Source organism: Streptomyces sp. AK08-02 (genome assembly GCF_033795085.1).
Lineage (GTDB): Bacteria > Actinomycetota > Actinomycetes > Streptomycetales > Streptomycetaceae > Streptomyces > Streptomyces echiniscabiei.
Map to the genome: position 1 here is coordinate 67,791 of NZ_JARAZV010000006.1, position 25,458 is coordinate 93,248.

Genomic DNA, 25,458 nt, shown 5'->3' on the forward strand with positions numbered 1-25,458 from the left:
AGGTACCGCCCAATAGGGTTAGACCAGCACCAATCAGGCAGAAGTTACGCGCACCCGCGTAGTAACCCAGGCCCCCACCAACGCCACCCCCGCCATCGGCAGAAACACGACGACGAAGGCGCCCGGATGGGAGCCGCCCGCCGACACGGCGGAGGCGTGAGCAGCCACCGACCCCCCGCCCAGCGCAGCGAACGCCGCACCCCCGCCGGACAGCAGCACCACGTTGGAGAGCCCGTCGGAGATCTGCAGCGAGGCGGAGTTGGCACCGGCCTCCTCGGGCGCGGAGAGCTGGAGCAGCAGCACGCTGGTACTGGCGATGACGAGCCCCATCCCGAAGCACCCGAACGCCCACACCACCGCGAGGGTCCACACCGGCACGGCGTCGATCAGCACGGCGGGCGCCGCGGCGATGGAGAGAGCGACCACCACCATCCCGTACGTCATCAGCCGCTCCCGGTACGGCTCCATCCGTGCCCGCGCCTGCACCCACGACCCCACGGCCCACGTCACCCCGCCCGCCGCGAGCGAGAACCCGGCCATCGTCGGCGACAGCCCCCGCTGCGTGACGAGCATCAGGGGGATGAAGGACTCGGCGGCGATGAAAGACCCCGCGGCCACTCCACGCAACAGGACGACGGACGGCAGCCCGCGCGCGGCCCGATAGGTCCCCCGGGGAAGCAGCCCGCGCACGGCGGGCACGAGCAACGAGACTCCGAGGAGCCCTGGAACGACCGAGACCCACCGCAGATCCTGGGCGGCGTACTGAAGCAGCCCGGCGCCGAACGAGATCCCGAAGGCCAGCCGAATCCGGCGCCGGTCCCCCCGCTCGTCCCGCGCCCCCGCCTTCACGGCCCCGCCGGCCAGCCGCCGTATCTGAGGCAGTGCGAGGGCGAGCGGAAAAACCACAAGCACTGGTATCCCCACGAACACCCACCGCCAGCCGAGCTGCTCGGTGACGGCACCGGCGGCAAGCGGCCCGACGACGGAGGGCACCACCCAACTGGCGGCGAACGCGGCCATGATGGACGCCCGCAACCGCTCCGGATAGGCCCGCCCGACGACGACGTACAGGGAGACGATCACCAGCCCACCCCCGAGCCCCTGCACGGCCCGCCCGGCGATGAACAGCCACATGACCCCGGCGGTCCCGGACAGCAGCAACCCGGCGGCGAAGGCGGCGATCCCTGTGGTCAACGGCCCGAGCGGCCCCTTCCGATCCGACCACTGCCCGGCAAGCACCATCCCGAAGAGACTGGTCGTGAAGTACCCGGAGAAGGCGAACGCGTACAGCGACACCCCGTCCAGCTCCCGCGCCGCCACGGGCATGGCCGTCCCCACGGCCGTCGCCTCGAAGGCGATCAGCAGCACGACGGACACGATCCCGATACTGAGCGCCCGATAGGGACGCCCCAGCACCCCCTCACCGGGTACGGCGGCCGGAGCGGTGCCCGTGTCGGCAGGGTCGGTGGCGACGCCGGTGTCACCCGGTTCCAGGGAGGTCATGCAGGCCAGCGTAAGGGTCGTCACCGACATTGACCCCTGTCGGAGGTAGGGGCCCGTCTGCGACCTTGGTCGTACTCCCGCAGGCGCCGACCCCACCCCTGTTCATGAACGGCGTATGGCAGTCCCATTGCAGGACGCCCGGTTCGCTTGATCCCCCGGGTTCCCCGCCCCTACGGTCAAGTCACGAAGTTCGGAACGGACAAGGTAACGGCCACAAGGACCGCTCCTCAGCTCCGCTTCCAGCATGGCCGTGTGCCCGAGTGGTTCAGGGATTCGCCTGCAAAGCGAATTACGCGGGTTCGATTCCCGCCACGGCCTCAAGTGCGTGACCAGGCAAAACGAAAGGGCGGCACCCTGGAAGGGTGCCGCCCTTTTGCTCCTCCGGTTCAGTCGGGGAGCGAAAGGGCATCGTTGCCCTGCAACGACGCGCTCACAGCATCAATCAGGTCGCTGTGTGCGCCTCCGAGTGCGTACCTCTGCTGCTCCTCGCGAGACCGCCACTCAGCCCTTGTTTCTTCGGTCGCCGTCGTGATGCCGTCGGCCCACTCCTGGATCTCCTCGTTGTACTGCTCGATCAAGCGCCAGAACTCACGTGCCGCCTGATGTACCCGAACAGGTCCGAGGAGACGGAGGGGAAAGTAGGCCCTCCGAATCTCGTTCATGCTTGAGTTGTAGGCGCTCCAGACATCCGGTGATGCCTCGATCTCCAGGTCGAACATGCGCGTGACGTTGGATGCGGCAATAGTGAACCTGTCATACGCCTCAAGCATGAGGACCGCCGCGCGCTTTCTTTCATCCCGCAACCAGTGGTCGTGCTGGGCCCGTTCCTGGGTTCGTGCCTGTTCAATCGTCGCGCGCGCCGTGGTCTCTGCCCCCATACGCGCCCCACGGACCGCAGCCAGTCCGCCCATAGCTGCTCCGCCAAGTGCACCGACCAGCCCGACGCCCGCCGTCACCAACGCCACAAGTCCTTCGCCCATGACGGCAGGATGTCGCGGCCAGGCACCGGATGTGCACAGGTTTCGGCAGGTTGGGCCGCACGTCTCATATCAAGGAACTGCGGCCTTCAGCGGCCCCTTACCGGGCCGCACGCGCTTCCCAGCGGCCCCATCGTCATCGTCCGGTCGGGCCGTCTTCGGGCTTCCAGATCAAGCCGTCCAGCTGCTTCGCGATGTCCGTCCGCACGGCGTCAACCATGTGTGGAACGACCATCACCACATTCCGCATCCGCTGCGCCGTCAGCTGTGCGCTCTTGACGACCCTCAGCCATGCGGGCGACGCTCGTGCACACCCGTGCAACCCCCTCGGTGAAGGAGCGCGCAATGGCCCTACAGTTCCTGGGGATCTGGCCCAACACCCCGGACGACGGCTCGCCAACCATCTGGCTGGACGACACGACGGGGGACCTGATCATCCAGTCGTGGAAGGCAGATGCGGCAACCATCCAGCAGGCGGCGGAAGTTGGCTCGGTCCCCGGGCACTCGACCGACGTGCCCGACCACGAGACCGTGATCCGTCTCCCTGCCAACATGCTCCAGTTCATCCCGCGCCCGGACAGTGAGGTCAACGGTGGCAACAGCAGTACGTGAGGAGCTGGCGAAAGCTCAGCGCTCCGCGATGCACCTGGAGATGCGGGACAGCTACATGCGGGACGACCCGGAGTTCATCCGCTGGCAGGAAGGGCACCGCTACGACCCGGACGACCGCGAGTCGTGGTGGCGGTCATGGCTGGACATCGTCGCCGAGACGACCAGCCGGGGTGTGGTCATGCGTCGGCTGCGCGTCGTCTCCGAGCCGTTGAGTGACTACGTCCGATACGAGTACGACGGTACGTTCACCAACGTGGCAGCGGGTGAGGATGTGCGCTGGCTGCCTCGCTCTCGCGCCCGTGGCCTTCTGCTGCCCGCGCTGGACGGCTGGGTCATGGACGAACAGACCGTGATCCTGCACCACTTCAGTGGGGACGGTCAGTGGACTGACCCACGCATGGAAGTCCTCTCGGATCCCACGTTGGCCAAGCAGTACGCGGCGGCGTACGAAGCGGCCTGGGAACGAGCCATCCCGCACGAGGAGTACCGGCCGGTCTGATCCACACCCACCATGGCACTTTCCGCATCATCAAGTGTCCAGCAGGCCCGGCAGGTTCTCGCCGATCGTCTCGGTGAGATCCGCCGGGATGCCGGGCTCACCGGGCGCGACATCGCCCGTATCTGTGGCTGGCACGCCTCCAAGTCGTCGCGCATCGAGAACGCCCGTACGCCTCCCTCGGCCGACGACATCCGGGCATGGTGCGCAGCGTGCGGCGTGGAGGATCAGGCGGAAGACCTGGTTGCCTCCCTCCGCGCGGTCGAGGGCACATGGATCGAGTGGCGGCGCATGGAACGCGCGGGCCTGCGCCAAGCCCAGGAAGCCAGGTTGCCGCTGTACGAGCGCACCCGCCGGTTCCGCTCCTACTCGTCGTGGCTCGTGCCAGGCATGATCCAGACGCATGCGTACACCACGGCAGCGCTGCGAGCGATCCAGCAGAGGCGCGGCCTCGTAGACGATGTGGAGGATGCCGTGGAGGCCCGCATGGAGCGTCAGCGGGTTCTCTACGAGGCGGGACGACAGTTCGCGTTCCTGGTCGAGGAGTCGGTCCTACGATCCGGCATCGGCGGGTCAGAGGTCATGGTCGGGCAGCTCGGCCATCTGATCACCATCGGCTCACTTCCCAACGTGAGCATGGGAGTTGTGCCGATGCGGCCAGATCGTGCCCGCTGGCCTGTAGAGGGCTTCTGGCTGTACGACGCGGCACAGGTCAACGTCGAGTTGGTCTCGGGTTACCTGACGATCACGCAACCGAGCGAAGTATCCATGTACGCCGAAACGTTCGCCGAGCTGGCTGAGTTGGCCGTCTACGGAGCGGACGCCCGCGCCTTGATAACAGGGGCCATGAACTCTCTCGGGTGAACCCCCGTGCAATCTCGTAGAACCTGCTTCCAGTTGGGGCCGCCGCGTTCCTAGCGTTGTCGCGATACGGACGACGCGAAGGGGTCGGCATGACCGAACCAAAGCGATACCCGAGCGCACCGGTGGTTCTGCCGGACCGCACGGAGCGACTGGAGCCCACTCCCGTTGAAGGCTGCGCCGGATGCCTGGAGTTGGCGAAGGTACGGAGCCGGGCAAAAGCCAGCGGTGACGGCACCACGGTGACCGACTGCAACGTCCTCTTGGCCAGGCATCCCGACGGCCACTGATGACGACCGCTCCGCCTACTCGTCATCCTTCACGAACGAGCCTTGCCCGAGCACGGTGTAGAGCCGCCCTTCCTCACGAAGAGCGGCCACGGCTTTCTGCACCGTGGACGGTGCTACATCCATCTCGGCGGCCAGCTCGTTCACGGCGGGGAAGCGTTCGCCGGACGGGTACTGCCCAGCGTCGAGGCGGCGGCGCAGTTCCGTCGCCACCTGGGGCCATACCGGCTTGCTGCGGTCAAGATCCATGGTTCTCAGCGTCCGCGTATTTGCGAGATCACGCGACCGCGTATACTCGTATACGCGTATTCTCAATGTCGCAAAACCTTGACAGCACGACCAGCAGCACCCCAAAGGAAGACCCCGGCGGCGGAGGCAACCGTCCCGGGGCATGGCCGATCACACAAGGAGTGATTGACGTGCGAAGCCTACTGGCAGTCCTTCTCTCGTGGCTCATGCCATCGACCGGCAAGCGCCGCGCCCCTCTCGCGCCGACACAGCACCCACTCACGGACGAGCCAGCACAGACGCTGGTTGTGGTGTGCCCTGCTCCCCGCCCGACCGGGCCGCCCCTGTCGGCCCAGGGTCAAGATCGCTTCGGCGTGATTGTGGCCGACAGCTCATCGCTCGTCCGGACCTACGTGATCCAGCACGAGCAGGAGCGAGAGCGCCAGCGGCAGAGGGATCGGCGCACCGCTCTCGCCGCTCTCACTCTGGCAACCATCGGTATCCACTTCCACGGAGCGACGGTATGAACGACGCCGAACTTCCCCAGCCGGGCGCCCTGGTACGAGACACGGTCAGGAACCGTGTCGGCGAGTTCATGGGCAAGGTTGGCCCCTACTTCATGCTGCGCCCGCTCGGCGGCGGTCTTGAATGGGAGGCAGACCCTCGCGCCACCGAGTCGTTGGCCCCGGAAGAGGCGCTGTCGGTGAAGGTCAAAGTGGCCAACGCGCAGAGCTCTGGAGCCGTGCTGTGACCCGAGCCATGTACCGCTTCGTTGACCACACGATCAGTCACACACCCGAGGGTGGGTACGCCTTCGAGATCTTCTGTACCGCGCACGAGTGCGGTGAGGACTCCGGCCCGCAGGGTGAGCAGAACGACGCCCAGGACTGGGCCCTCCGCCACACGGGACGGACGGGTCACGACCGCTTCCGCCGCGTCGTCACCGACCACGCGAGGGTGACGCGAGCCGACCAAGGTGAGCGCATCCCTGGCCGCACGGCGTAGCAACACCGGACGGCACGCACGAGGTTGGATGTGGGACATCTGCCGTTCCACACCACCCCGCGTGCACGAGAGCGCCCGGCAACCCATAGGGAGTGCCGGGTCCCTCTGTGGCGGTCGATTCCCGCCGCAGGCCTCCGCTTGTCCGACTCAGGTCGAGCAGCGGACTCGAACGCGGCGCCCGACTAGGTTGGGCGCATGACAAGCCTCGACCATCCGCGACTGTCCGGGCTCGCAAGGAACCCAGCAGCCCCTCAGGACGTCCTGGTGCGTCTGGCCGCGCACAAGGCCGGCCGAGGTGGGATGCCACAGCGTCGGGGGCGGCTGGAGGACGCGGTTGTCGAGGCTCTGCTGGCCCACGGCGACGACGGGACCGCCGTACACCTTCACGGGGACCGGATCTCTCCGGCGATGCGCCGAAGGATCGCGGAGCATACCGATCCGGCGATCCGTGACGCGCACATGAACTTCGTCCATGACACGGTGGATCGCGGTGGGCGGATCAGTATCGAAGGTCTGGAAGAAGCCTACGGTCGGCCTCGGACCGCCCTGGTCGGCGCGCCCGATGCGAAACTGCGCGCCGCAGTCGCGCGGGCCTGGGACAGCCGGCCCCTCGCCGTGCAGGTGGGACTGCTCGCCGATCCGGACCCAGAGGTCCGTGCGGCCGCCACCGTACAGAGGCAGCCGGGTGTTCCTCCGGAATGGAGGGACCGGTGCTTCGCTGATCCTGCTACGCGGGTCAACGTGGCGTTCCATACGCCGCTCACACTGGACCAGTTCGCACAGCTCTTGCGGAGCGACGACGAGGACGTCCATCAGTCCGTCGCCGCCAACCCGCATCTGTCGGCGGAGATGGTCGTCCGACTGCTGGACATCGACAACCCGTACGTGCGGGTCGCGGTGGCGCAAAGTCGCCACGTGGACGCCGAAACCCGTGACCGGCTGTACGCGCTCGTAGAAGCCGAACGCGCGGGCGGAAGTACTGCGGCCGACATTGCCCTGACGTGGAACTTCAGCGAACCGACATGGTTCTATGACGCCCCTCTCGACGAGCGAATGACATACCTGGACTGCGAGTACCCGATATTCCGGCGGATGTTGGCCTCCTGCCGTGACCTTCCTGCCGCCGCATGGCATCGGCTGGACAACGACCCTGATCTCGCGGTTCGCCGTGCCGCCGCCCGTCGGCCGGACACGCCCTCGGACGTCCTGGAACGGCTGCTCCGCGGCCATGGCGACGTGTCCCACATCCGGCCTCGACTCGTCGACCACCCCAACTTCCCCCGTCACACGCTGCGCACGTTCGTCGACGAACCGCTTCCGAACGCGCGCTACCTCGCCCTGCAAGACCCGGAACTACCCGTGCCGGCCCTTCAGCGACTCGCCACGTCGACCGAGCCCTTCCTGCGCCGTGGTGTCGCCCGTCACCCCAACATCACGGAATCGCTGCTGGACCAGCTGCTGTCGGACCCGGACCCTCAAGTCGCCGACGATGCCGCTGCCAACTCCGCTTTGCGGCAGGCCCGGATGTATCGAATCCTCACCGCTGCCGGCCTGTGACGCCAAAAGCAGCCCGCGAACCCATGTGCTCAACGGCCAGTGATCCACCGTCTCTTGACCTCAACCGTGCTTGAGCCAGCACCGTGGTTCGCATGACCACAGAATTCACGGCGCACGCAGCAGACACCGAAGCCATCCACGCCATCGAGCAGGTCGTAGCCACCGTCGAGCACTCACAGCGGTACAAGGACCCCGATGAGTTCCTCGCCCTCTTCCACCCCGACGCGGTCTGGACGACGAGCGGCGGCAAGGTACTCATAGGACTCGACGCGATCTCGGAGTTCACCCGCAAGGTCCTCCCTGCGGCGGACTGGGACGGCAAGGTCACCTACGAGGTGGTCCATGTGTTCTTCATTCGCCCGGACGTCGCGGCGGTCAAGGTTCGTCAGCTCTACCTGGCCCCGGGCGACCAGAGCGAGGGCGCCCCGCTGTATGTGATGTCCAAGCAGGACGACGGCCGCTGGTTGCTGACCGCCTGCCAGAACACGGGGGTCGACGCCGACTGATCGGTTCCAGGGGTCGGCTGTACGCATGGGACGAGGGCGCGGCAGAGCCAGTTGGCCTTGGCGAGACCTCCGATCGACCGTCTAGGACAGAACAAGGCCTATATCTCTCCTAGCGTCCTCGCCCACAGTCCGACATCCATGAGAGGTATCCCATGCCACAGCAGACCAGCCCCACCCCGGACGGCTACACCACCGTCGCGCCCTGGGTCGTCACCGACGACACCGGGGCGTTCCTCGACTTCGTCACCCAGGCGTTCGACGGCGAGGAGTTGGGACGGGTGCTGACGGAGCACGGCTCCGTCGGACACGGTGAGATCCGGGTCGGCGACACCGTCGTCCTGGCCTTCGACCGGAGTGCCGACTGGCCCGTCATGCCGAGTCTGCTGCGTGTGTTCGTCGCCGACGCGGACAAGGCGTTCTCACAGGCCCTGGCCGCCGGTGGCAAGGTCGTCACCGCTGTGGCGACCCACGCCTTCGGCCAGCGCGGGGGCCGCGTCAAGGACCCGTTCGGCAATATCTGGTGGGTGGTCAGCCGCGTCGAGGAAGTCTCCGAGGAGGAGATGTGGAAGCGGCTGCGGGACCCTGTGTACGCCGAGGCCATGCGCTTGTCCCAGGAGACGTTCGACGCCGAGCTCAGCGGTCGCCGGCACGGGCGCAGCAGTACGCCCGTGAGGCCAACCGGCTGACCTGAGAGGCGGGTTCGCGGCCGCGAGCACCACCCCACCTCAGAGCACCCGCCCCGCCTCCCCGTCGAAGTCGATCGTCTTCGCCCGGTGCATCAGCCACAAGGTGAAGGCGAGGGTCGAGACGTCCGTGTTCAGGCGGTGCACGGTGGCATCTGCCTCGTCCCAGACGAGGACCGCGCCCGTTCTCCCGTCCAGCACCAGGCTGTTGCCCTCGGACAGGTGCCCCAGGCGGATCAAGTCCCCCGCATCCGAAGGGGGTTCGGTGGCCGTCTCCTCGTCCGCGCAGTACTCCGCGAGGGTCGGCAGCGGTATGTCGGTGTCCGGGTCGAAGTGGGCACCGTCCTCCGGGAGTCCCGTGCCGCTCAGGAAGCGACGGGTCGGCTCATGGGTGAGCGGGGCCGGGAAGTCGACGTCCTCGAAGCGGGCCACCTTGGCGTGGCCGAACTCCTGCTCAAGGAGCCGGGCGGGCAGGTCGAGGGCGAGGCCCGACTCCGCGCCGGAGGCGGCGATCCGGGCCAGCGGGCGGATCAGGGCGGCCATCTTCCAGTACGGCAGCACATCGCCGCCGGAGCCCTGGGCGAACACCATCAGCAGGCGCCGGGAGGTCTCCGCCAGCGTCCGCGGGCCGAAGCTGTCGGCGGAGAAGGCCAGTTGACCTCGCGCGGTCGCCATCTCCTCGGTCGCCGCCGCGAACCGCCGCAGGACTTCCAGCGGGGAACCCGGCAAGCGCCGGTCCAGCGGGGCGGGGCGGTCGGGTGCCGGGTCCGCCACCGTACGCAGGGCTCCGGTACGCACCGCACCGCTTCGTACGGCCTCGGTGCGCAGTGCGCCGAACCTCACCTGGCCCCTGCCGGCCGGCAGGCCCACGCGCGTCAGCGGCTCGCCCCTGGACAGAGTGATCGTCGTGCTCATGGTTTCCCCCGCGCATGGTTGCTCACGGTCCCCCGGACGCGACGTCGAAAACGTCCGCTGCCCGGCAGGCCCTCCCACTGCCCAGAACACTACGCGGCACCACTGACAACAGCCTCTGACCTGCGATCAAACCCGGTCTCAGCCGAAGTACACGCCGCCCACGACCACGACGACCGCCGCCACCAGGAACAGCAGCACCCACGCCAGCACCTTGCCGGGCGTCGGCCCCGGCTCGTAGCGCGGCTCCCCTTCCGGAGAGGGTGTCGGCGTCGGATTCGTCACGGTGTCGTCACCACCGCTGCCTGCGGACGGATCGGCAGGCGGTTCACCGGGCGGCCCGTCGCCGCGCGTACCGCCGACGCGATGGCCGCCGGGGACGTCACCACCGGTACCGCGCTCGCCGCCTTCGCGCCGAAGGGGGCGACCACGTCCCGCTCCTCGACCAGCTTGACGATGCGGATGTCCGGGACGTCCAGCGCGGTCGGCAGGGCGTAGCCCGTGAGGTCGGGGTGGCGGATCAGCCCGCGCGCGGAGCGCAGGTTCTCGGTGAGGGCGATGCCCACGCCCTGGGTGACGCCCGCCTCGATACGGGCCGCCAGTTGCGCCGGGTTGAGGACGCGGCCGACGTCCTGGGCGAGCGCCAGTTCCACGACGCGTACCGAGCCGAGTTCGATGTCGACGTCCACCACCGCGCGGATCGCGCAGAAGGCGAGGCCCACGTAGGCGTCGCCCTGGCCCGCCTCGTCGAGGGGTTCCGTGGGGTGCGGGCGGCACTGTGCCGTGGCCCACAGTTCCTTGCCGTCCAGCGCCTCCGTCACCGTGGTCGACAGGACACCGTCGTAGGAGGTGATCTTGCCGTCGGTGATCTGGAGCAGCTCCGTGGACATGCCGAACTTGTGCGCCAGGGGCTGGAGGAGCTGGGTGCGGACCATTTTCGCGGCCCGTTCCACCGCGCCGCCCGACACCCAGGTGTGACGGCCCCGGGCGCCCGGGCCGGCCGGGGGCTGGTCGGTGTCGACGGGAGCCACCTGGACCTCGTCGATGCCCAGCGTCTCCTGGACGATCTGGCGGGCCAGGGTGGTGAAGCCCTGGCCTGTCTCCACGGCGGCGCACAGGACCGTGGCGATGCCGTCGTGGACCTTGACGGTGGCCGTCGAGACCTCGTCCGCGCCCTCGGCGCCGAGCATGTGGACCATGCCCAGGCCGTAGCCGACGCCCCTGCGGACCGCGCCCGGTTCACCCGCGCCCTCGGGGCCGCCCGGGAGCAGCCACTCGTCCTCGGGGGTGTCCTTGGGGAGCGCCGGGAGCGGGAAGTCCCGTACCGCCTGGAGGAGTTCGGCGACAGGGGCGGGGCAGGTGACGGACTGGCCGGTCGGGAGTACGTCTCCGGTGGCCATCGCGTTGCGCAGGCGCAGCTCGGCCGGGTCGGCGCCCAGTTTCTTCGCCAGCTTGTCCATCTGGGCCTCGTAGGCCGCGCAGACCTGCATGGCGCCCTCGCCGCGCACATGGCCCGAGGGGGGGTTGTTGGTGCGCACCGCCCAGCCCTCGATGAAGGCGTTGGGGACGACGTACGGGCCGCAGGCGAAGGACACGGCCGCCGCGAGGGCCTCCCCGGAGGTGTCCGCGTACGCGCCCGCGTCGAGCAGGATCTGTGCCTCGACCTTGACGAGCTTGCCGTCGGTGTCCGCGTGGTGGCGGTAGCGCAGGAGGGTGGGGTGTCTGTGGACGTGGCCCAGGAAGGACTCCTCGCGGGTCGCCGTCAGTTTCACCGGGCAGCCCGTTTTGAGCGCCAGCAGGCCGAGCGGGAGCTGGAAGCCCTGGTCCTCGCGGTCGGCGGTGGCGCCGGGGACTCCCGTGACGACCACTTTCACCCGCTCCGGTTCGAGGCCGTAGCAGGCGGCGGCGGCGTCGCGGTCCGCGTGCGGGTCCGTGGAGGCGAGGTACAGCTCCACACCGCCGTCCGGGCGCGGTACCGCGAGGCCCGCCTCGGCGCCGATGGGGGCCGGGTCCTGGCGGCCGATCCGGTAGAGGCCCTCCACGACGATCTCGCCGATCGCGTCCGGGTCGCCGTGCCGCAGCGGGATGTGCCGGATCAGGTTGCCGTCGGGGTGCAGCGCTTCGGCCTCGAAGGCCTGCTCGGGGTCGGTCACCGGGTCGAGTACTTCGTACTCGACGATGACGGCCGCCGCCGCCATGCGCGCGGTGTCCGGGTGGTCGGCCGCGACCGCGGCGATGGGTTCCCCGTGATGGCGTACGACCTCCGAGGCGAACATCGGGCGGTCGGCTCTGCCGCGGCCGTGCAGTTCGGCCCCGGGCACGTCCTCGTGCGTCACGACGGCCCGTACGCCGGGCATCTCGCGCGCGTGGGTCGTGTCGATGGAGAGGATGCGCGCGTGCGGGTGCGGTGAGCGCAGTACGGCGGCCCACAGCAGGCCCTCGGCCCACAGGTCGGCCGCGTACGGGAACGTGCCCTCCGTCTTGGCGCGCGCGTCGGCGGCCGGAAGGGACACGCCGAGGCCGTGCGGGAGTGCCTCCGCGTCGGGGGCGGACTCCGCGGCCGTGGTGGCGGTGGCGGCTTCGTTGCTCACGTCTCGCCTCCGTCCTGGCCGTGAGCCTGGTCGTACGCGTGGGCGTCGTGGTTCCGGGCGGGTTCGAAGCCGGGGGCGTCGAACGCGGAGGGGTTGACCCCGCCTCCGCCCGGTCCGGCCTGGTGCGGGATGCGGGCCTCGCCGTCGTCCCCGTCGGCTTCGGCGGCGTGCGCCTCGCGTTCGGCGACGACCTCGCGGACGGCCTCCAGGACGCCCCGGTAGCCGGAGCAGCGGCACAGGTTGCCGCACAGGGCCTGGCGCGTCTCCAGGTCGGTCGGGGCGGGGTTGCCCTCCAGGAGGTCGTGCACGGTCATCGCCATCCCGGGGATGCAGAAACCGCACTGCACGGCACCGCACTTGGCGAGCGCCCGCTGCACGTCCGAGGGGCGGCCCTCGGTGGCGAGGCCCTCCACGGTGCGCACCTCGCTGCCGGCGGCGGTGACCGCGGGCACCAGGCAGGAGGCGACGAGCCGTCCGTCCACCTGGACGTTGCAGGCCCCGCACTCGCCCTGGGAGCAGCCGTCCTTGGCGCCGGCGAGGCCGAGGCGCTCGCGCAGTACGTAGAGCAGCGACTCGCCGATCCAGGCGTCGGTGACGGGCCGGTCGGAGCCGTTGACGCGCAGCACGTAGGAGGCGAGGGGGTGTTCCTCGCCGGGAAGTCCGGGGGCCGCGTCGGCTCCGTCGGGCTCCGTGGCGGGCTCTGTGACGGGCTTTTCGTCGGTCGCCGTGGCACCGGATGCCTCGGTGTCCGCGTCCGGCTCGCCCGCCACGGCCTCCTCAGCGGCCTCCGGCGAGCTTTCCGGCCCGGGAGCAGGCGCGAGCTCCACGGCGGCTTCTGCGGGGCCGTCAGGCGCTTCAGCGGGGTCGTGCGGGACCTCGGCGGGGCCATGATCCTCGTCGACGGCCGCGTGACCGGCGTCGGCACCTGCGTGATCGTCTTCGGTGCCGGCGTGACCGGATGCGTCGACCGGGCGACCGATCCCGTCCGTCGTACGACCGGGGCCGTCCGTTCGGCGCTCCGTGTCGTGCCCGGTTTCGGGCGCGTACGTCGTCCCCGCGCCCATCGTGCCGTCGGATCCCGGCTCGGTGTCGAGTCCGGCCGCCCAGGGCTGGCCCGCCCCCTCCGTGGCCCAGGGCGCGGGCGCGCCGCCGGGGAGCGTGGCGGGCGGCGTGCCGCCCCACTGCTCGACCAGTGCCGAGGTGCTGAACTCGCCCGATTCGTCCGGAAGGTCACCCCCGGCGACGGGGATCCGCCACTCTCCGGTGACCTCGCGGCCCGCGACTCCGGGAGCCGCGGCGTCCGGCGCACCGGCTCCCTGGTCGAAGGCCCACTGGCCGGTGGAACTCTGGTCGTAGCTGAACCCGTCCTGCCGCGCGGCCTCCTGGGGCACGGCGTTCGGGTCCGGCCACTGGGGGTGCGCGGGTGGCGGGCCCCACGCGCCGGGCGCGCCCGGGGAGCCGTCCTCGGCCCCGGGCGCCACAGCGATCTGCGGGGGTACGTAGCCGTGGCCGGGCGCGGCGAGCGGGCTGTCCACGGAGGCCAGGAACGCGTCGATGCCCCCTTCGGGGAGCTTCACGAAGGCGGTGGCACCGTCGTCGTAGTCACCCTGGGGCAGCGGGTCCCAGCGGCCCCCGCCCCGGGGAGCGCCTTCCGCGCGCTGATCCCCGGGCTGCTCCCGCTGTTGACTCCCGCGCCGGTCGCCGTACTGGTCGTCGCCGTACTGGTCGTCGGTCACGACAGTGCCCTCCCCAGTGCTCGTCGGGCCAGCGCTGCGACGGTGCGCCGCAGATGCAGGACCGCGGGCGGAAGCGGTGGTACGGAGCCGTCCTCGGCCGGAACCGGGTCGGGAATGCAGGCCGCCGCGACGTACTCGCCGAAGGCACCCAGTGCCTCCGGGACGATCGTGCGGTTGTTGTCCCAGTCGATGAGCCGGGCGACCCACTGCTCGGCGTCCAGGGGCCGCAGCGGCATCGGCGCTATGGCGCCGACGGCGCACCTGACTCCGCGCCGGGCGGGGTCGAGGACGAGTGCGACGGACGCGAGGGCGCGGCCGGGGCCGGTGCGTCCGGTGGCCTTCAGGAAGACCTGGGGCGCGTGCAGCAGGGGCACGCGCACGAAGCCGATGAGTTCACCGGCCCGCAACAGTTCGACGCCCGCCAGCAGGTGCGACACCGGGATCTCCCGACGGGCGCCACCGGGGCCCGCGATGATCAGCGTCGCCTCCAGGGCGGCCAGTACGGGAAGCGCGTCCCCCGTGGGGGCGGCCGTCGCGATGTTGCCGCCGAGGGTGCCGGCGTTACGGATCTGCGGCGGGCCCGCGGCACGCGCGGAGGCGGCCAGGGCCGGGATCAGGGCGGCGAAGTCGGGGCGGCCCATCCGCGCGTGGGTGAGTCCGGCGCCGAGCAGGGCGTGGCCGTCCTGGTACTGCCAGCCGCGGATCTCGCTGATCCGGCCGAGGCCGACGAGCGCGGCCGGCCTGAGCTGTCCGGAGTTGACGGTGGCCATGAGGTCGGTACCGCCCGCCACGGGGACGGCCGTCGGCATGGCGGCGAGCGCCGCGACGGCCTCGTCCAACGAGGCGGGCAGCGTCACGGCCTGCGCCGCCTGCGGTGCGTGCGTGGTCAAACCGGCTGCCCCTTCCCGCTGCCCCACCTGGTCCCACCTGTGTTGCCGTACGGTACGTGCTGACAGGGCGGACGTGGCAACTCTGGCACATTCTCGCGAGACCCGAACGCGGGGGTCCGCCAGGAGGCATTAGCCCCTCCCGTCAGAGGGATGGTCCGTTTTCGCACGGCATCACCGATCAGTTCCGATTGTGCTCTTCGATGCCCGTTGTGTGCGTTTCTCCTCTCAGGGGGACGGGTTTTCGAAGTCCCGGTGCCCCGCGTACGGCGACACACCGCTTCCCCGGCCGCCTCACACGTTCGGGGGCGTTCCCTCGATCGGGCGTCCGAGAACGCCGGGCCGCTGTTGCCACGGACGCGGCCCGGTCGGCGGCCGGTAACCGACGCCGAGGGCGTCAAGTCGCCCGTAATGGGCGGTCATCCGGCGTTCGAAGTCGGCGAAGTCCCGTTCGGCGGGCGCGGGCAGGGCGCTCCAGGCGACCTCGGCGAAGGCGGCCAGCCGAGGAAAGGCCTGGTAGTCCACGCGCCCCGCGTCCTCCATCACCTCGGTCCACAGGTTGGCCTGGGTGCCCAGGACGTGGAGCGCCTCCTGGGGGCCCAACTCCGGGGGAACCGGCTCGAAACGGAAGACATCCTCAAGTGTGCGGACGTACCCGATGGGGACGGGTTCGTCGGGGCCGTCGTGCTGACGGTGGTCCAAGTACACCTGCTGCTCGGGGCACATGACGACGTCGTGACCCGCGCGCGCGGCGGTGATGCCGCCCGCGTATCCGCGCCAGGAGGAGACGGCTGCGCCCGGTGCGAGACCGCCCTCCAGGATCTCGTCCCAGCCGATGAGCCGACGCCCGCGCGCGGTGAGCCACTTGTCGAGGTGTCCGATGAACCACGACTGCAACGCGTCCTCGCCCGCGAGGCCGAGTTCACGGACCCGGGCCTGCGCGGTGGGCGACTGCCGCCACTGGTCCTTGGGGCACTCGTCGCCGCCGACGTGGACGAACTCCCCCGGGAACAGTCCGAGGACTTCCTCGAAGACGCCCTCGAAGAAGCGCAGGGTGTTGTCAGTGGGGGCGAGTACGTTTTTGTTGATGCCCCAGGTGTCCCAGACGGAGAGGGAGGTCGTGTCGATGACGTCCGTGTTGCCGAGTTCCGGATACGCGGCGATCGCGGCCTGCGAGTGCCCCGGTACGTCGATTTCGGGGACCACGCGGATATGCCGCTCGGCGGCGTAGGCGACGATCTCGCGGATGTCGTCCTGGGTGTAGTAGCCCCCGTGCGGCTTCTCCTCCCACAGCGGTGAGGCGCGGTGGCCGAATTTGGTCCGGGCCCGCCAGGAACCGACCTCCGTCAGCCTCGGGTACCTCTTGATCTCGACGCGCCATCCCTGGTCGTCCGTCAGATGGAAGTGGAGGACGTTGAGTTTGTGCGCCGCCATCAGGTCCAGGTAGCGCAGGACGCCTTCCTTGGGCATGAAGTGCCGGGCGACGTCGAGCATGAGTCCGCGCCAGCGGAAGCGGGGGGTGTCCTCGACGAATGTGCCGGGGACGAGCCACTGCCGGCCGGGGGTGACCGGAGCACGCCGGTAGGCGTCGGGGCCGAGCAGTTGACGGAGTGTCTGCGCGCCCCAGAACACACCGGCCGGTCCACCGCCGTGGATGGTGATGTCGTCCCCGCTGACGTACAGCTTGTAGCCCTCCGGGCCGAGATGGCCGGCGTCCTCGGGCAGAACCCGCAGCCTGACGGTCTCGCCGTCGTCCCCCGCGCCGGGTGGCAGCGCGAGCCCGGTCGCCGCCCCGAGGACGTTACGCAGCCAGCGGGCCGTCGCCTCGGTGCCGGGCCCGGCGTCGATCACCGTGTTCTCGTCGAACACGAAGCCGCCCGCGGAACGGACGTCCCGCACGGTCCCGGGCGCCGGAATCACTTCAGCCCGATCAGTCGGATCAGCCAGCTCAGTCACGTCAGTCACGTCAGTCCTTAACCGCTCCACCGAGCCCCGACACCAGTCGGCGCTGCACGAGTACGAAGAAGACCAGCACCGGAATCGTCATGACCGTGGAGGCTGCCATCACGCCTCCCCAGTCCGGGTCGTCGGGCTTGTAGAAGACCAGCAGGGCCATCGGCAGCGTCGACTGGGAGGTGTCACTGATGATGAACGACTTGGCGAACAGGAAGTCGTTCCAGGCCGAGATGAACGAGAACACGCTGGTGGCAACCAGCCCCGGGAAGACCAGTGGGAAAAGGATCTGCCACAGGAATCGCGACCGGCTCGCCCCGTCGATGTAGGCGGCCTCCTCCAGCGCCTCCGGAACCGCCTTCACGAAACCCCGCAGCATCCAGATCGCGAAGGGCAGGGAGAAGGCGATGTGGGGCAGGATCAGGGCGCCCAGAGTGTTCAACTGCCCGAAATCCCGCATGAGGAAGAACAGCGGGATGGTGAGCGCCTCCACGGGCACCATCTGGGCCACCAGGAACATGATCAGCAGGGTGGTCCGGAAACGGAACCGGAATCGGGTCACGGCGGTCGCCGCGAGAAAGGCGATCAGCGCCGAGACGACGACCACGGAGCAGGCGACCACCAGGCTGTTGAGAAAGTACCGGCCGAATTCCTGCTGCCCGAAGACCCGCCGGAAGGAGTCCAGGGAAGGGTCCGTCGTCCAGGGTCTCGGCTCGGTCGACTCGATCTCGCCGGCCGGTTTGAAGGCGCTGAGCACCATCCAGTAGAGGGGGAAGGCGACGACGGCCGCGATCAACAGCGCCGACGCCTCGGCGGCCAGCCGCCAGGGCCGCCGTACGAAGCGGTGAACACCCCGGACCCCTCGACCGCCCCCACCCTGGACAACGTTGCCGTGCGTCACAGTTCCTCCCCCTGCCTGCGCAGCAGCCGCAGGTACACGAGGGTCACTGCGAGCAGGATCAGCAGCATCACGATCCCGATCGCCGAGCCGAGGCTGTACTGGGAGGAGGCGAAGGCCTGTTGGTAGGCGTAGACGTTGAGGGTGAGGTTCTGGCCGGCGATGCCGCCCCCGTTCGTCATCACGTAGATCTGGGTGAAGACCTTGAAGTCCCAGATGACCGACTGGATGGTGACGACCACCAGGATGGGCCGGAGCATCGGCGCCAGCACCGAACGCCAGACGCGCAGTTGGGAGGCGCCGTCCAGGGCCGCGGCCTCCAGCACCTCGGCCGGTACGGCGCGGATGCCGGCGTACACCGTGACCATCACGAACGGGAAGGAGCACCACACCACTTCGAGCAGGACGAGGAGGAAGGCGCTGAGCCGTCCGTACGTCCATGAGTGGTCGCCGAGGCCCAACACCCGGTTGACCGGGCCGAAGTCGGGGTCGAAGAGCAGCAGCCAGACCGTGGAGCCGGTGACCGCGGGGGTCGCCCACGCGCCGAGCGCCGCCAGCATCAACGCGAGGCGGGGCAGGGCGCGAACGCGGGTGAGCAGGACGGCGAGGGCGCAGCCGACGGAGAGCGTGGAGACCACACAGGCCGCCGCGAAGACGACCGTCGCCAGCAGCACCTGCCAGAACTGGGAGTCCGAGAAGATCTCCCGGTAGTTGCCGAACCCCTCGAAGGTGGTCGGCGCACCACCGCTGACCTGCGCCTGGGTGTAGTGGAAGAAGGAGATCAGCCCGAGCTGATAGACGGGGTAGAGGAGCAGCCCGCCAAGGACCACCAGAGCGGGCGCGAGATAGAGCCAAGGGGCGCTGGACCCACCCAAGGGGCGCGAGGAACTGCGCGACAAGCCACCGACCACCCGCACCCGCCAACGCGCCCCAGCCCCCGACCCACCAGGCGCTGTCACCCGCCTCACCCGGCGGAGCCAAACACGTCGTCCATCTTCTTCGCCGCCTCCGCCGAGGCCGCCGCGACATCCTTCTTGCCGCTGACGATCTCCTGGAACATCGTCGGCAGGACCAGCGAGGAGTCGATCTGGGACCAGGCGGGCGACGCCGGCACGAACTTGGTGCCCGCGGCGAGGGTCTTCACGAAGGGCGCGACGTACGGCTGCTTCCTCGCGACCGCGTCGCGTGTGTCGGCGAACGTCGGCAGGAAGCCCATGGCGTCGAAGAGTTCGGACTGTGTCCGCTTCGAGGCGAGCTGTTCCATCAGGGCCACGGCGAGCGTGCGGTGCGAAGTGCTGTTCAGCACACCGAGGTTGTTCCCGCCCGCGAACGCCGGTGCCACCGAGCCGGCCGTGACGCCCGGCAGCGGTACGACCGCGTAGTCACCCTTGACCTTGCCCGCCTCGACGGCCGTGTGGTTGAAGTCGCCGCCGATCGCCATGCCGGCCTTGCCCGCGGCGAACGCGGTGATGGTGTCGTTGCCGCCCATGCCGGCGCACTTGGCGGCCGGGCAGTTGTCGTCGCCGAAGAGGGAGGTGTAGGCCTTGATGCCCTTCTGGGCGGCGGTGCTGTCGATGGCGGAGGCGTACGAACCGCCCCGGCCCGTGGCGAGTTCGCCGCCGTTGGCCCAGATGAAGGGCATCGCGCCGTAGGTGAAGGCGCCGCCGACCGCGAGTCCGTACAGGTCGGGCTTCGCCGCCCGGATCGCGTGCGCGGTGGTCGTCAACTCGGCCATGGTCTTCGGGACCTTGAGGCCGAGTTCCCTGAAGATGTCGGTGCGGTAGTACAGGGCGCGGACGCCCACGAAGAAGGGGGCGCCGTAGACCTTGCCGTCGACGGTGACGGACTGACGGGCGGTCGGGTCGGTGTCCTTCGCCTCGCCCCAGGCCGCGAACTCCTTGCTCACGTCGAGGAGTCCGCCGTCGGCGACGTAACCGGCGGTGTCCGTGTTGCCGTACTCGATGACGTCGGGGGCGCTCTTCGGGTCGTTGAAGGCGGCCTTGATGCGCTGGGCGCGGGTCTCGACGGGGATGTACTCGACCTTGACGTCAGCGCCCTTGTGGGCCTTCTCGAAGGCGTCGACGACCGACGTGACGACCTTCTCCTTCGGGGTGTTGCCGACCTCCTGGAAGAGCCACACGCGCAGGGTGCCGGTCTGCTCGTCCTTGCCGGAGGAGGTGTTGTCGGCGGCCTGGGGGGCACAAGCGGTCGCGGTGAGCCCGGCGAGGGTGAGGGCGGCCACGGAGGCGGCCAGTCGGGCAGATCTGACAGAGAGGTTCATCTGACGTTTCCTCCGGTGAAAGCGTTGCAACATACGCAATGGATGTTTCGCTCTGCACAACACCACGGAGGCTAGAGACTTCGGGGACACGGCCACAAGAGGTCTTGACCACCTCTCCACCACTCTGTGACCGGGCGACGCGTTCCGTGCAACGACAGACAGCACAAAGGTCCCCAGGGCGCGCCAAAACGCACCCTGAGGACCTCGGACCACCACGCGACCGAACCACCGGCCTACAGACCTGTCGAGCAGCCGACCTATCGAACGGCCGCCGGTACGGCCCTAGTTCTTGCCGTCGCCCTTGCCCTCGTCGCCGCCGGCGCCCATGGACTCGTAGATCTCCTTGCACATGGGACAGACCGGGTACTTCTTCGGGTCGCGCCCCGGTACCCACACCTTGCCGCACAGCGCCACGACGGGAGTCCCGTCGAGGGCGCTCGCCATGATCTTGTCCTTCTGGACGTAGTGGGCGAAGCGCTCGTGGTCGCCGTCGCCGTGCGAGGTCTGCGGCGCGGGCTCGACGAGGGTCCCCGTACCAGTCCCGCGCTGGGGCTGGGTCTCAGGCTCAAGAGTGCTCATAAACGCAAGGGTACTGAAGGTCACACCCGTCAGTTGAGCGAAGGGTCGTCCGCGTAGGTGGCGACCATCGCCAGCTCGCTGCGCTGGCGTCTGAGAACCTCGCGCCACAGGCGTTCCGGCGCCGGTGAGGAGACGTCTCCGGGCTCCGACTCGACGACGTACCAGGCGCCGTCCGCCAGCTCGTCCTCCAGCTGTCCGGGACCCCAGCCCGAGTACCCGGCGAAGATACGCAGCGACCCGAGTGCCTTCGCGAGCAGCTCCGGCGGCGCTTCCAGGTCGACGACGCCGATCGCGCCGTGCACGCGCCGCCAGCCGAGCGGGGTTCGCTCGCCGGATCCGCCGCCGCCGGGGATGACCGCGACACCGAGCGCCGAGTCGAGGGAGACCGGGCCGCCCTGGAAGACGACCCCCGGTTCACCCGCGAGTTCGGCCCAGCCCTCCAGGATGTCGCCGACGTCCACCGGCGTCGGGCGGTTGAGGACTACGCCGACGGAACCCTTCTCGTCGTGGTCGAGAAGAAGCACCACCGCGCGGTCGAAGTTCGGGTCCGCCAGGGCGGGCGTTGCCACGAGCAGTCGCCCTGTGAGCGAGGACACCTCGGTCATGCCAGACATGATCTCGCATCTTCCCTCCGCGCGGGGAGCCAATCGGGGTACCGGGAGCAAGGCAGGTCAGGGGGTACGGAAGCGGGACGGGGCGCGCGCCCACACCGGTGACCGCATGTGCCCGGCGGCGAACGGTTCGTGTTGTGGCAAACCTATGACACGGCTGAGCGGCGCTTGGGCTTACGGAAGGGGGGTGTGCGGCGATTACCCTTGCTCTTCGGCTCCGGCGCGTGCCTGTACGACCGCGTCCTGCACGACGGGCCCGCCAACACCCCCCGCCCAACTCACCGGAACGCGAGATACATGACGGTCAACGGCACAGACGACGTACTGATTGTCCACGGCGGCACCCCGCTGGAGGGCGAGATCCGTGTCCGCGGTGCGAAGAACCTCGTACCGAAGGCCATGGTCGCCGCCCTGCTGGGCAGCGGGCCAAGTCGACTGCGCAACGTCCCCGACATCCGTGACGTCCGGGTCGTACGAGGGCTGCTGCAGCTGCACGGGGTGACGGTCCGTCCGGGCGAGGAGCCCGGCGAGCTGATCATGGACCCGTCGCACGTGGAGAGCGCCAACGTCGCCGACATCGACGCGCACGCGGGTTCGAGCCGGATCCCGATCCTGCTCTGCGGCCCCCTTCTGCATCGCCTCGGACACGCGTTCATCCCGGGTCTCGGCGGCTGCGACATCGGCGGCCGGCCGATCGACTTCCACTTCGAGGTGCTGCGGAAGTTCGGCGCGACGATCGAGAAGCGCGCGGACGGGCAGTACCTGGAGGCTCCGCAGCGGCTGCGCGGTACGAAGATCCAGCTGCCGTACCCGTCCGTGGGCGCGACCGAGCAGGTGCTGCTGACGGCCGTACTGGCGGAGGGCGTCACCGAGCTGTCCAACGCGGCCGTGGAGCCCGAGATCGAGGACCTCATCTGCGTACTGCAGAAGATGGGCGCGATCATCGCCATGGACACGGACCGCACCATCCGTGTCACCGGGGTCGACAAGCTCGACGGCTACAACCACGCGGCTCTCCCGGACCGCCTGGAGGCCGCGTCGTGGGCGTCGGCGGCGCTGGCGACCGAGGGCAACATCTATGTCCGCGGCGCCCAGCAGCGGTCGATGATGACGTTCCTGAACACCTACCGGAAGGTGGGCGGTGCCTTCGAGATCGACGACGAGGGCATCCGCTTCTGGCACCCCGGCGGCCAGTTGAAGTCGATCGCCCTGGAGACGGACGTACACCCCGGATTCCAGACGGACTGGCAGCAGCCGCTGGTCGTCGCGTTGACGCAGGCCACCGGCCTGTCCATCGTCCACGAGACGGTGTACGAGTCGCGCCTCGGCTTCACCTCCGCGCTCAACCAGATGGGTGCGCACATCCAGCTCTACCGCGAGTGCCTCGGCGGCTCGCACTGCCGCTTCGGCCAGCGCAACTTCCTCCACTCGGCGGTCGTGTCGGGCCCCACGCGCCTCCAGGGCGCCGACCTGGTCATCCCGGACCTCCGGGGCGGCTTCTCGTACCTCATCGCCGCCCTGGCCGCCCAGGGGACGTCCAGGGTGCACGGCATCGACCTGATCAACCGGGGCTACGAGAACTTCATGGAGAAGCTCGTCGAACTGGGCGCGAAGGTGGAGCTGCCGGGCAAGGCCCTCGGATAGCCGTCCTCCCGCTCCTCCCACCCCCGCCCTGGCCCGCTCCGGGTCTCGGCTGGGGGTCCGGGGGTCATCCCCCGGGAAGGCACAGCATGGAGAAGCTCGTCGAACTGGGCGCGAAGGTGGAGCTGCCGGGCAAGGCCCTCGGATAACCGCAGCGGTCGCACGAACGCCGATGGGGCGGTCACCCGGACTCGGGTGACCGCCCCATCGGCGTCAGCTGAAGCGCCCCGAAGGGGCGCGGGGAACTGCGCGACCAGCCACTACGGGCCGGCAGTCGCCCGTGGCACCAAGCCACAACGGCGAACAGGCGCCCTTACTTGCCCTTGGCTGCTTCCTTGAGCTTGGAGCCCGCGGAAACCTTGACGCTGTAGCCGGCGGGGATGTCGATCGGGTCGCCGGTCTGCGGGTTGCGCGCGGTGCGAGCGGCACGGTGGGTGCGCTCGAAGGTCAGGAAGCCGGGGATGGTGACCTTCTCGTCGCCCTTGGCGACGATCTCACCGACGGTCTCGGCGAACGCGGCCAGAACGGCGTCGGCGTCCTTGCGGGTGACCTCGGCGCGGTCGGCCAGAGCGGCCACCAGCTCACTGCGGTTCATGTTGTTACTCCCGTGTTCTTCTTGCTGTTGAGGCGTGCCCCGCGGTGGAACCGCATGGGGGGCACAGCGAAGCCGATGCTGCCAGGGTCCTCGGTGGGTCCCCGGACCCGGGTCCGCCGTCGGACCCTCACGCCCGAAGACGCATCCTGCCCCCACCTGCGGCGGGAAAGCCAATCCGGCACCCCTGGGAGTCACACGAACACCCTTGGGAGTCGGACGGAAAGCGTCAGCGGCCGGGGCCGACAGGCTGAACCTGGCCGCCACCCTAGAGGCGCCCGGGGGCCTGGCGCCCCCGACGCGCCGGTACGGGGGCCCGTGGCAACCGTCACACATGGGGCGCGTCGCCCCGTGCGGGCCCCTACTCGGTGGCGGCCGCCGCCTTCGCGGCGTCCCGCACCGCGCCGGCCACCGCGCCCGCGACCTTGTCGTTGAAGACGCTCGGCACGATGTAGTTCGGGTTCAGCTCGTCCTCGGAGACGACGTTCGCGAGTGCGGTCGCCGCCGCGAGCATCATCTCGGTGTTGACCGTGCGGGACTGCGCGTCCAGGAGACCGCGGAAGACACCCGGGAAGACCAGCACGTTGTTGATCTGGTTCGGGAAGTCCGAGCGGCCGGTGGCCACGACCGCGGCCGTCTGGCGGGCGATGGCCGGGTCGACCTCGGGGTCGGGATTCGCGAGCGCGAACACGATCGAGCCGTCGGCCATCGCGGCCACGTCGTCGCCGTCGAGGACGTTCGGGGCCGAGACGCCGATGAAGACGTCGGCGCCGCGCACGGCCTCCTTGAGGGTGCCGGTGAGGCCGTCGAGGTTGGTGTTGTCGGCGATCCAGCGCAGCGGGGAGTCGGGCGCGGCGTTCACCAGGTCCGCGCGGCCCGCGTGGACGACGCCCTGGATGTCGGCGACGACCGCCTGCTTGACGCCGGCGGCGATCAGCAGCTTGAGGATGGCCGTACCGGCCGCGCCGGCGCCGGACATGACGACCCGGATGTCACCGATCGACTTGTTCGTGACGCGCAGGGCGTTGGTGAGGGCGGCCAGGACGACGATCGCGGTGCCGTGCTGGTCGTCGTGGAAGACAGGGATGTCGAGGGCCTCGCGCAGCCGGGCCTCGATCTCGAAGCAGCGCGGCGCCGAGATGTCCTCCAGGTTGATGCCGGCGAAGCCCGGGGCGATCGCCTTGACGATCGCGACGATCTCGTCCGTGTCCTGGGTGTCCAGGCACAGCGGCCAGGCGTCGATGTCGGCGAAGCGCTTGAAGAGGGCCGCCTTGCCCTCCATGACCGGCATGGCGGCCATCGGGCCGATGTTGCCGAGGCCCAGCACCGCCGAGCCGTCCGTCACGACCGCGACGGTGTTGCGCTTGATGGTGAGGCGGCGGGCGTCCTCGGGGTTCTCGGCGATCGCCATGCACACGCGGGCCACGCCCGGGGTGTAGATCATCGAGAGGTCGTCACGGTTGCGGATCGGATGCTTGGACTGCATCTCGATCTTGCCGCCGAGGTGCATGAGGAACGTACGGTCGGAGACCTTGCCGAGGCTGACGCCCTCGATGCCGCGGAGCTTCTGCACGATCTCGTCGGCGTGCGCGGTCGAGGTCGCCGCGATCGTGACGTCGATCCGGAGCAGTTCGTGGCCGGAAGCGGTGACGTCGAGGCCGGTCACCGAGCCTCCGGAGGACTCCACGGCGGTGGTGATCTGGGAGACCGCGGTTCCGCTCGCGGGCACCTCCAACCGGACCGTGATCGAGTAGGAGACGCTGGGCGCCGTTGCCATGGCCGACTTCCTTCTGCTTTCACCCTGATGCTTGGTTTGCCGTCCGATCGTCGCACCTACCGCGGAGTAGCTGGTAGCGGGGCCTCGATTGCGAACGTTTTGTTCTCAATAAGTTCTTCGACACGAACGTCAACACGAACGTCAACACAAAGAGGCCCACGCCACGTGGTGGCATGGACCTCTTGATGTTCAGTGGCACCGACCCGCCATGCTCGCCTCGCGGCAAGTGGTCGCTCGTAGCGACGAAGGTTGGGCCCGGGGGCTTGGATCGAGCCGGTGCCACGT

At 69.5% G+C, this 25,458-nt stretch carries 26 protein-coding genes and 1 tRNA gene; 11 read left to right on the forward strand and 16 right to left on the reverse strand.

Annotated elements, in window-relative coordinates; translation table 11 throughout:
* Positions 1-33: 33 nt before the first annotated feature.
* Positions 34-1,503, reverse strand: a complete 1,470-nt coding sequence (locus tag PV734_RS13665; RefSeq protein ID WP_319289629.1) for an MFS transporter — start codon at positions 1,501-1,503, stop codon at positions 34-36.
* A gap of 246 nt (positions 1,504-1,749) precedes the next feature.
* On the opposite strand from PV734_RS13665, the gene PV734_RS13670 reads away from it, so the two are divergent.
* Positions 1,750-1,821, forward strand: a tRNA-Cys gene (locus tag PV734_RS13670).
* Positions 1,822-1,889: 68 nt separating this feature from the next.
* Here PV734_RS13670 and PV734_RS13675 read toward each other — a convergent pair.
* Positions 1,890-2,483 carry a hypothetical protein gene (locus PV734_RS13675; RefSeq protein WP_319289630.1) on the reverse strand — a complete coding sequence of 198 codons (594 nt, stop codon included), beginning with the start codon at positions 2,481-2,483 and terminating at the stop codon, positions 1,890-1,892.
* Positions 2,484-2,825: 342 nt separating this feature from the next.
* Between PV734_RS13675 and PV734_RS13680 the strand changes: the two genes are divergently transcribed.
* The 4 genes from PV734_RS13680 to PV734_RS13695 all read left to right on the forward strand — a co-directional run bounded on the left by PV734_RS13680 (position 2,826) and on the right by PV734_RS13695 (position 4,739).
* The gene (locus PV734_RS13680; RefSeq protein WP_319289631.1) at positions 2,826-3,092 is read left to right on the forward strand and encodes a hypothetical protein; all 267 of its coding nucleotides are present in this window, start codon (positions 2,826-2,828) and stop codon (positions 3,090-3,092) included.
* Positions 3,073-3,591 carry a DUF6879 family protein gene (locus tag PV734_RS13685; protein WP_415924201.1) on the forward strand — a complete coding sequence of 173 codons (519 nt, stop codon included), beginning with the start codon at positions 3,073-3,075 and terminating at the stop codon, positions 3,589-3,591. Before PV734_RS13680 ends, PV734_RS13685 begins: the two co-directional genes overlap by 20 nt.
* A 12-nt stretch (positions 3,592-3,603) precedes the next feature.
* Positions 3,604-4,452 (forward strand): helix-turn-helix transcriptional regulator, encoded by an 849-nt coding sequence (locus PV734_RS13690; RefSeq protein ID WP_319289633.1) that lies wholly within the window; start codon positions 3,604-3,606, stop codon positions 4,450-4,452.
* An 89-nt stretch (positions 4,453-4,541) separates the two neighbouring features.
* Positions 4,542-4,739 carry a hypothetical protein gene (locus PV734_RS13695; RefSeq protein WP_319289634.1) on the forward strand — a complete coding sequence of 66 codons (198 nt, stop codon included), beginning with the start codon at positions 4,542-4,544 and terminating at the stop codon, positions 4,737-4,739.
* Between the two features lie 15 nt (positions 4,740-4,754).
* Here the strand turns inward: PV734_RS13695 and PV734_RS13700 are convergent, their stop codons facing one another.
* Positions 4,755-4,985: a GntR family transcriptional regulator gene (locus PV734_RS13700; protein ID WP_319289636.1), complete on the reverse strand. Its 231-nt coding sequence runs from the start codon at positions 4,983-4,985 to the stop codon at positions 4,755-4,757.
* A 502-nt stretch (positions 4,986-5,487) separates the two neighbouring features.
* Between PV734_RS13700 and PV734_RS13705 the strand changes: the two genes are divergently transcribed.
* The 5 genes from PV734_RS13705 (at position 5,488) to PV734_RS13725 (ending at position 8,718) form a co-directional block, all read left to right on the forward strand.
* Positions 5,488-5,715: a hypothetical protein gene (locus PV734_RS13705; RefSeq protein ID WP_319289638.1), complete on the forward strand. Its 228-nt coding sequence runs from the start codon at positions 5,488-5,490 to the stop codon at positions 5,713-5,715.
* Positions 5,712-5,969: a hypothetical protein gene (locus PV734_RS13710; RefSeq protein WP_319289640.1), complete on the forward strand. Its 258-nt coding sequence runs from the start codon at positions 5,712-5,714 to the stop codon at positions 5,967-5,969. Before PV734_RS13705 ends, PV734_RS13710 begins: the two co-directional genes overlap by 4 nt.
* Before the next feature lie 264 nt (positions 5,970-6,233).
* Entirely contained in the window at positions 6,234-7,526 is a 1,293-nt protein-coding gene (locus tag PV734_RS13715; protein WP_319289641.1) for a hypothetical protein, read from the forward strand.
* Between the two features lie 92 nt (positions 7,527-7,618).
* Entirely contained in the window at positions 7,619-8,032 is a 414-nt protein-coding gene (locus tag PV734_RS13720) for an SgcJ/EcaC family oxidoreductase (protein WP_319289643.1), read from the forward strand.
* A gap of 152 nt (positions 8,033-8,184) precedes the next feature.
* The gene (locus PV734_RS13725; protein WP_319289645.1) at positions 8,185-8,718 is read left to right on the forward strand and encodes a VOC family protein; all 534 of its coding nucleotides are present in this window, start codon (positions 8,185-8,187) and stop codon (positions 8,716-8,718) included.
* 39 nt (positions 8,719-8,757) lie between these two features.
* Here PV734_RS13725 and PV734_RS13730 read toward each other — a convergent pair whose 3' ends face one another.
* From PV734_RS13730 to PV734_RS13780, 11 genes are all read right to left on the reverse strand, one after another.
* Positions 8,758-9,630 carry an SUKH-4 family immunity protein gene (locus PV734_RS13730; RefSeq protein ID WP_415924202.1) on the reverse strand — a complete coding sequence of 291 codons (873 nt, stop codon included), beginning with the start codon at positions 9,628-9,630 and terminating at the stop codon, positions 8,758-8,760.
* Between the two features lie 138 nt (positions 9,631-9,768).
* A complete protein-coding gene (locus tag PV734_RS13735; protein WP_319090356.1) occupies positions 9,769-9,912 on the reverse strand; it encodes a hypothetical protein in 144 nt (47 codons plus the stop codon).
* A complete protein-coding gene (locus PV734_RS13740) occupies positions 9,909-12,218 on the reverse strand; it encodes a xanthine dehydrogenase family protein molybdopterin-binding subunit (RefSeq protein WP_319090357.1) in 2,310 nt (769 codons plus the stop codon). Before PV734_RS13740 ends, PV734_RS13735 begins: the two co-directional genes overlap by 4 nt.
* Positions 12,215-13,954: a 2Fe-2S iron-sulfur cluster-binding protein gene (locus tag PV734_RS13745; protein ID WP_415924203.1), complete on the reverse strand. Its 1,740-nt coding sequence runs from the start codon at positions 13,952-13,954 to the stop codon at positions 12,215-12,217. Before PV734_RS13745 ends, PV734_RS13740 begins: the two co-directional genes overlap by 4 nt.
* Positions 13,951-14,844, reverse strand: a complete 894-nt coding sequence (locus tag PV734_RS13750; protein WP_044471667.1) for an FAD binding domain-containing protein — start codon at positions 14,842-14,844, stop codon at positions 13,951-13,953. Before PV734_RS13750 ends, PV734_RS13745 begins: the two co-directional genes overlap by 4 nt.
* Positions 14,845-15,135: 291 nt before the next feature.
* Entirely contained in the window at positions 15,136-16,806 is a 1,671-nt protein-coding gene (locus tag PV734_RS13755) for a beta-N-acetylhexosaminidase (protein WP_319289647.1), read from the reverse strand.
* 1 nt (position 16,807) lies between these two features.
* A complete protein-coding gene (locus tag PV734_RS13760) occupies positions 16,808-17,614 on the reverse strand; it encodes a carbohydrate ABC transporter permease (protein ID WP_319090695.1) in 807 nt (268 codons plus the stop codon).
* Positions 17,615-17,691: 77 nt separating this feature from the next.
* Positions 17,692-18,609 (reverse strand): sugar ABC transporter permease, encoded by a 918-nt coding sequence (locus PV734_RS13765; protein ID WP_319090359.1) that lies wholly within the window; start codon positions 18,607-18,609, stop codon positions 17,692-17,694.
* A 47-nt stretch (positions 18,610-18,656) separates the two neighbouring features.
* On the reverse strand, positions 18,657-19,973 hold the full coding sequence (locus PV734_RS13770; protein ID WP_319289649.1) for an extracellular solute-binding protein: 1,317 nt from the start codon (positions 19,971-19,973) through the stop codon (positions 18,657-18,659).
* A gap of 282 nt (positions 19,974-20,255) precedes the next feature.
* Positions 20,256-20,552 (reverse strand): DUF3039 domain-containing protein, encoded by a 297-nt coding sequence (locus tag PV734_RS13775; RefSeq protein ID WP_319090361.1) that lies wholly within the window; start codon positions 20,550-20,552, stop codon positions 20,256-20,258.
* A 29-nt stretch (positions 20,553-20,581) separates the two neighbouring features.
* Positions 20,582-21,157 (reverse strand): YqgE/AlgH family protein, encoded by a 576-nt coding sequence (locus PV734_RS13780; protein WP_319289651.1) that lies wholly within the window; start codon positions 21,155-21,157, stop codon positions 20,582-20,584.
* Positions 21,158-21,460: 303 nt separating this feature from the next.
* On the opposite strand from PV734_RS13780, the gene murA reads away from it, so the two are divergent.
* Entirely contained in the window at positions 21,461-22,807 is a 1,347-nt protein-coding gene (gene murA, locus PV734_RS13785; RefSeq protein ID WP_319090696.1) for a UDP-N-acetylglucosamine 1-carboxyvinyltransferase, read from the forward strand.
* A gap of 310 nt (positions 22,808-23,117) precedes the next feature.
* On the opposite strand, the gene PV734_RS13790 is transcribed toward murA, so the two are convergent.
* Complete coding sequence (locus PV734_RS13790) at positions 23,118-23,399, reverse strand: HU family DNA-binding protein (protein ID WP_006374476.1); 282 nt, start codon at positions 23,397-23,399, stop codon at positions 23,118-23,120.
* 358 nt (positions 23,400-23,757) lie between these two features.
* Positions 23,758-25,173 carry an NAD-dependent malic enzyme gene (locus PV734_RS13795; RefSeq protein ID WP_319090363.1) on the reverse strand — a complete coding sequence of 472 codons (1,416 nt, stop codon included), beginning with the start codon at positions 25,171-25,173 and terminating at the stop codon, positions 23,758-23,760.
* Between the last annotated feature and the right edge of the window lie 285 nt (positions 25,174-25,458).

What these genes read in the sequence shown, in the direction of transcription:
- PV734_RS13720 (WP_319289643.1), top strand. Translation starts at nt 7,619, where the DNA reads ATGACCACAGAATTCACGGCGCACGCAGCAGACACCGAAGCCATCCAC.
- PV734_RS13700 (WP_319289636.1), bottom strand. Translation starts at nt 4,985, where the DNA reads ATGGATCTTGACCGCAGCAAGCCGGTATGGCCCCAGGTGGCGACGGAA.
- PV734_RS13770 (WP_319289649.1), bottom strand. Translation starts at nt 19,973, where the DNA reads ATGAACCTCTCTGTCAGATCTGCCCGACTGGCCGCCTCCGTGGCCGCC.
- PV734_RS13665 (WP_319289629.1), bottom strand. Translation starts at nt 1,503, where the DNA reads ATGACCTCCCTGGAACCGGGTGACACCGGCGTCGCCACCGACCCTGCC.
- PV734_RS13690 (WP_319289633.1), top strand. Translation starts at nt 3,604, where the DNA reads ATGGCACTTTCCGCATCATCAAGTGTCCAGCAGGCCCGGCAGGTTCTC.
- PV734_RS13675 (WP_319289630.1), bottom strand. Translation starts at nt 2,483, where the DNA reads ATGGGCGAAGGACTTGTGGCGTTGGTGACGGCGGGCGTCGGGCTGGTC.
- PV734_RS13790 (WP_006374476.1), bottom strand. Translation starts at nt 23,399, where the DNA reads ATGAACCGCAGTGAGCTGGTGGCCGCTCTGGCCGACCGCGCCGAGGTC.
- PV734_RS13795 (WP_319090363.1), bottom strand. Translation starts at nt 25,173, where the DNA reads ATGGCAACGGCGCCCAGCGTCTCCTACTCGATCACGGTCCGGTTGGAG.
- PV734_RS13775 (WP_319090361.1), bottom strand. Translation starts at nt 20,552, where the DNA reads ATGAGCACTCTTGAGCCTGAGACCCAGCCCCAGCGCGGGACTGGTACG.
- PV734_RS13730 (WP_415924202.1), bottom strand. Translation starts at nt 9,630, where the DNA reads ATGAGCACGACGATCACTCTGTCCAGGGGCGAGCCGCTGACGCGCGTG.
- PV734_RS13695 (WP_319289634.1), top strand. Translation starts at nt 4,542, where the DNA reads ATGACCGAACCAAAGCGATACCCGAGCGCACCGGTGGTTCTGCCGGAC.
- PV734_RS13705 (WP_319289638.1), top strand. Translation starts at nt 5,488, where the DNA reads ATGAACGACGCCGAACTTCCCCAGCCGGGCGCCCTGGTACGAGACACG.
- PV734_RS13680 (WP_319289631.1), top strand. Translation starts at nt 2,826, where the DNA reads ATGGCCCTACAGTTCCTGGGGATCTGGCCCAACACCCCGGACGACGGC.
- murA (WP_319090696.1), top strand. Translation starts at nt 21,461, where the DNA reads ATGACGGTCAACGGCACAGACGACGTACTGATTGTCCACGGCGGCACC.
- PV734_RS13780 (WP_319289651.1), bottom strand. Translation starts at nt 21,157, where the DNA reads ATGACCGAGGTGTCCTCGCTCACAGGGCGACTGCTCGTGGCAACGCCC.
- PV734_RS13725 (WP_319289645.1), top strand. Translation starts at nt 8,185, where the DNA reads ATGCCACAGCAGACCAGCCCCACCCCGGACGGCTACACCACCGTCGCG.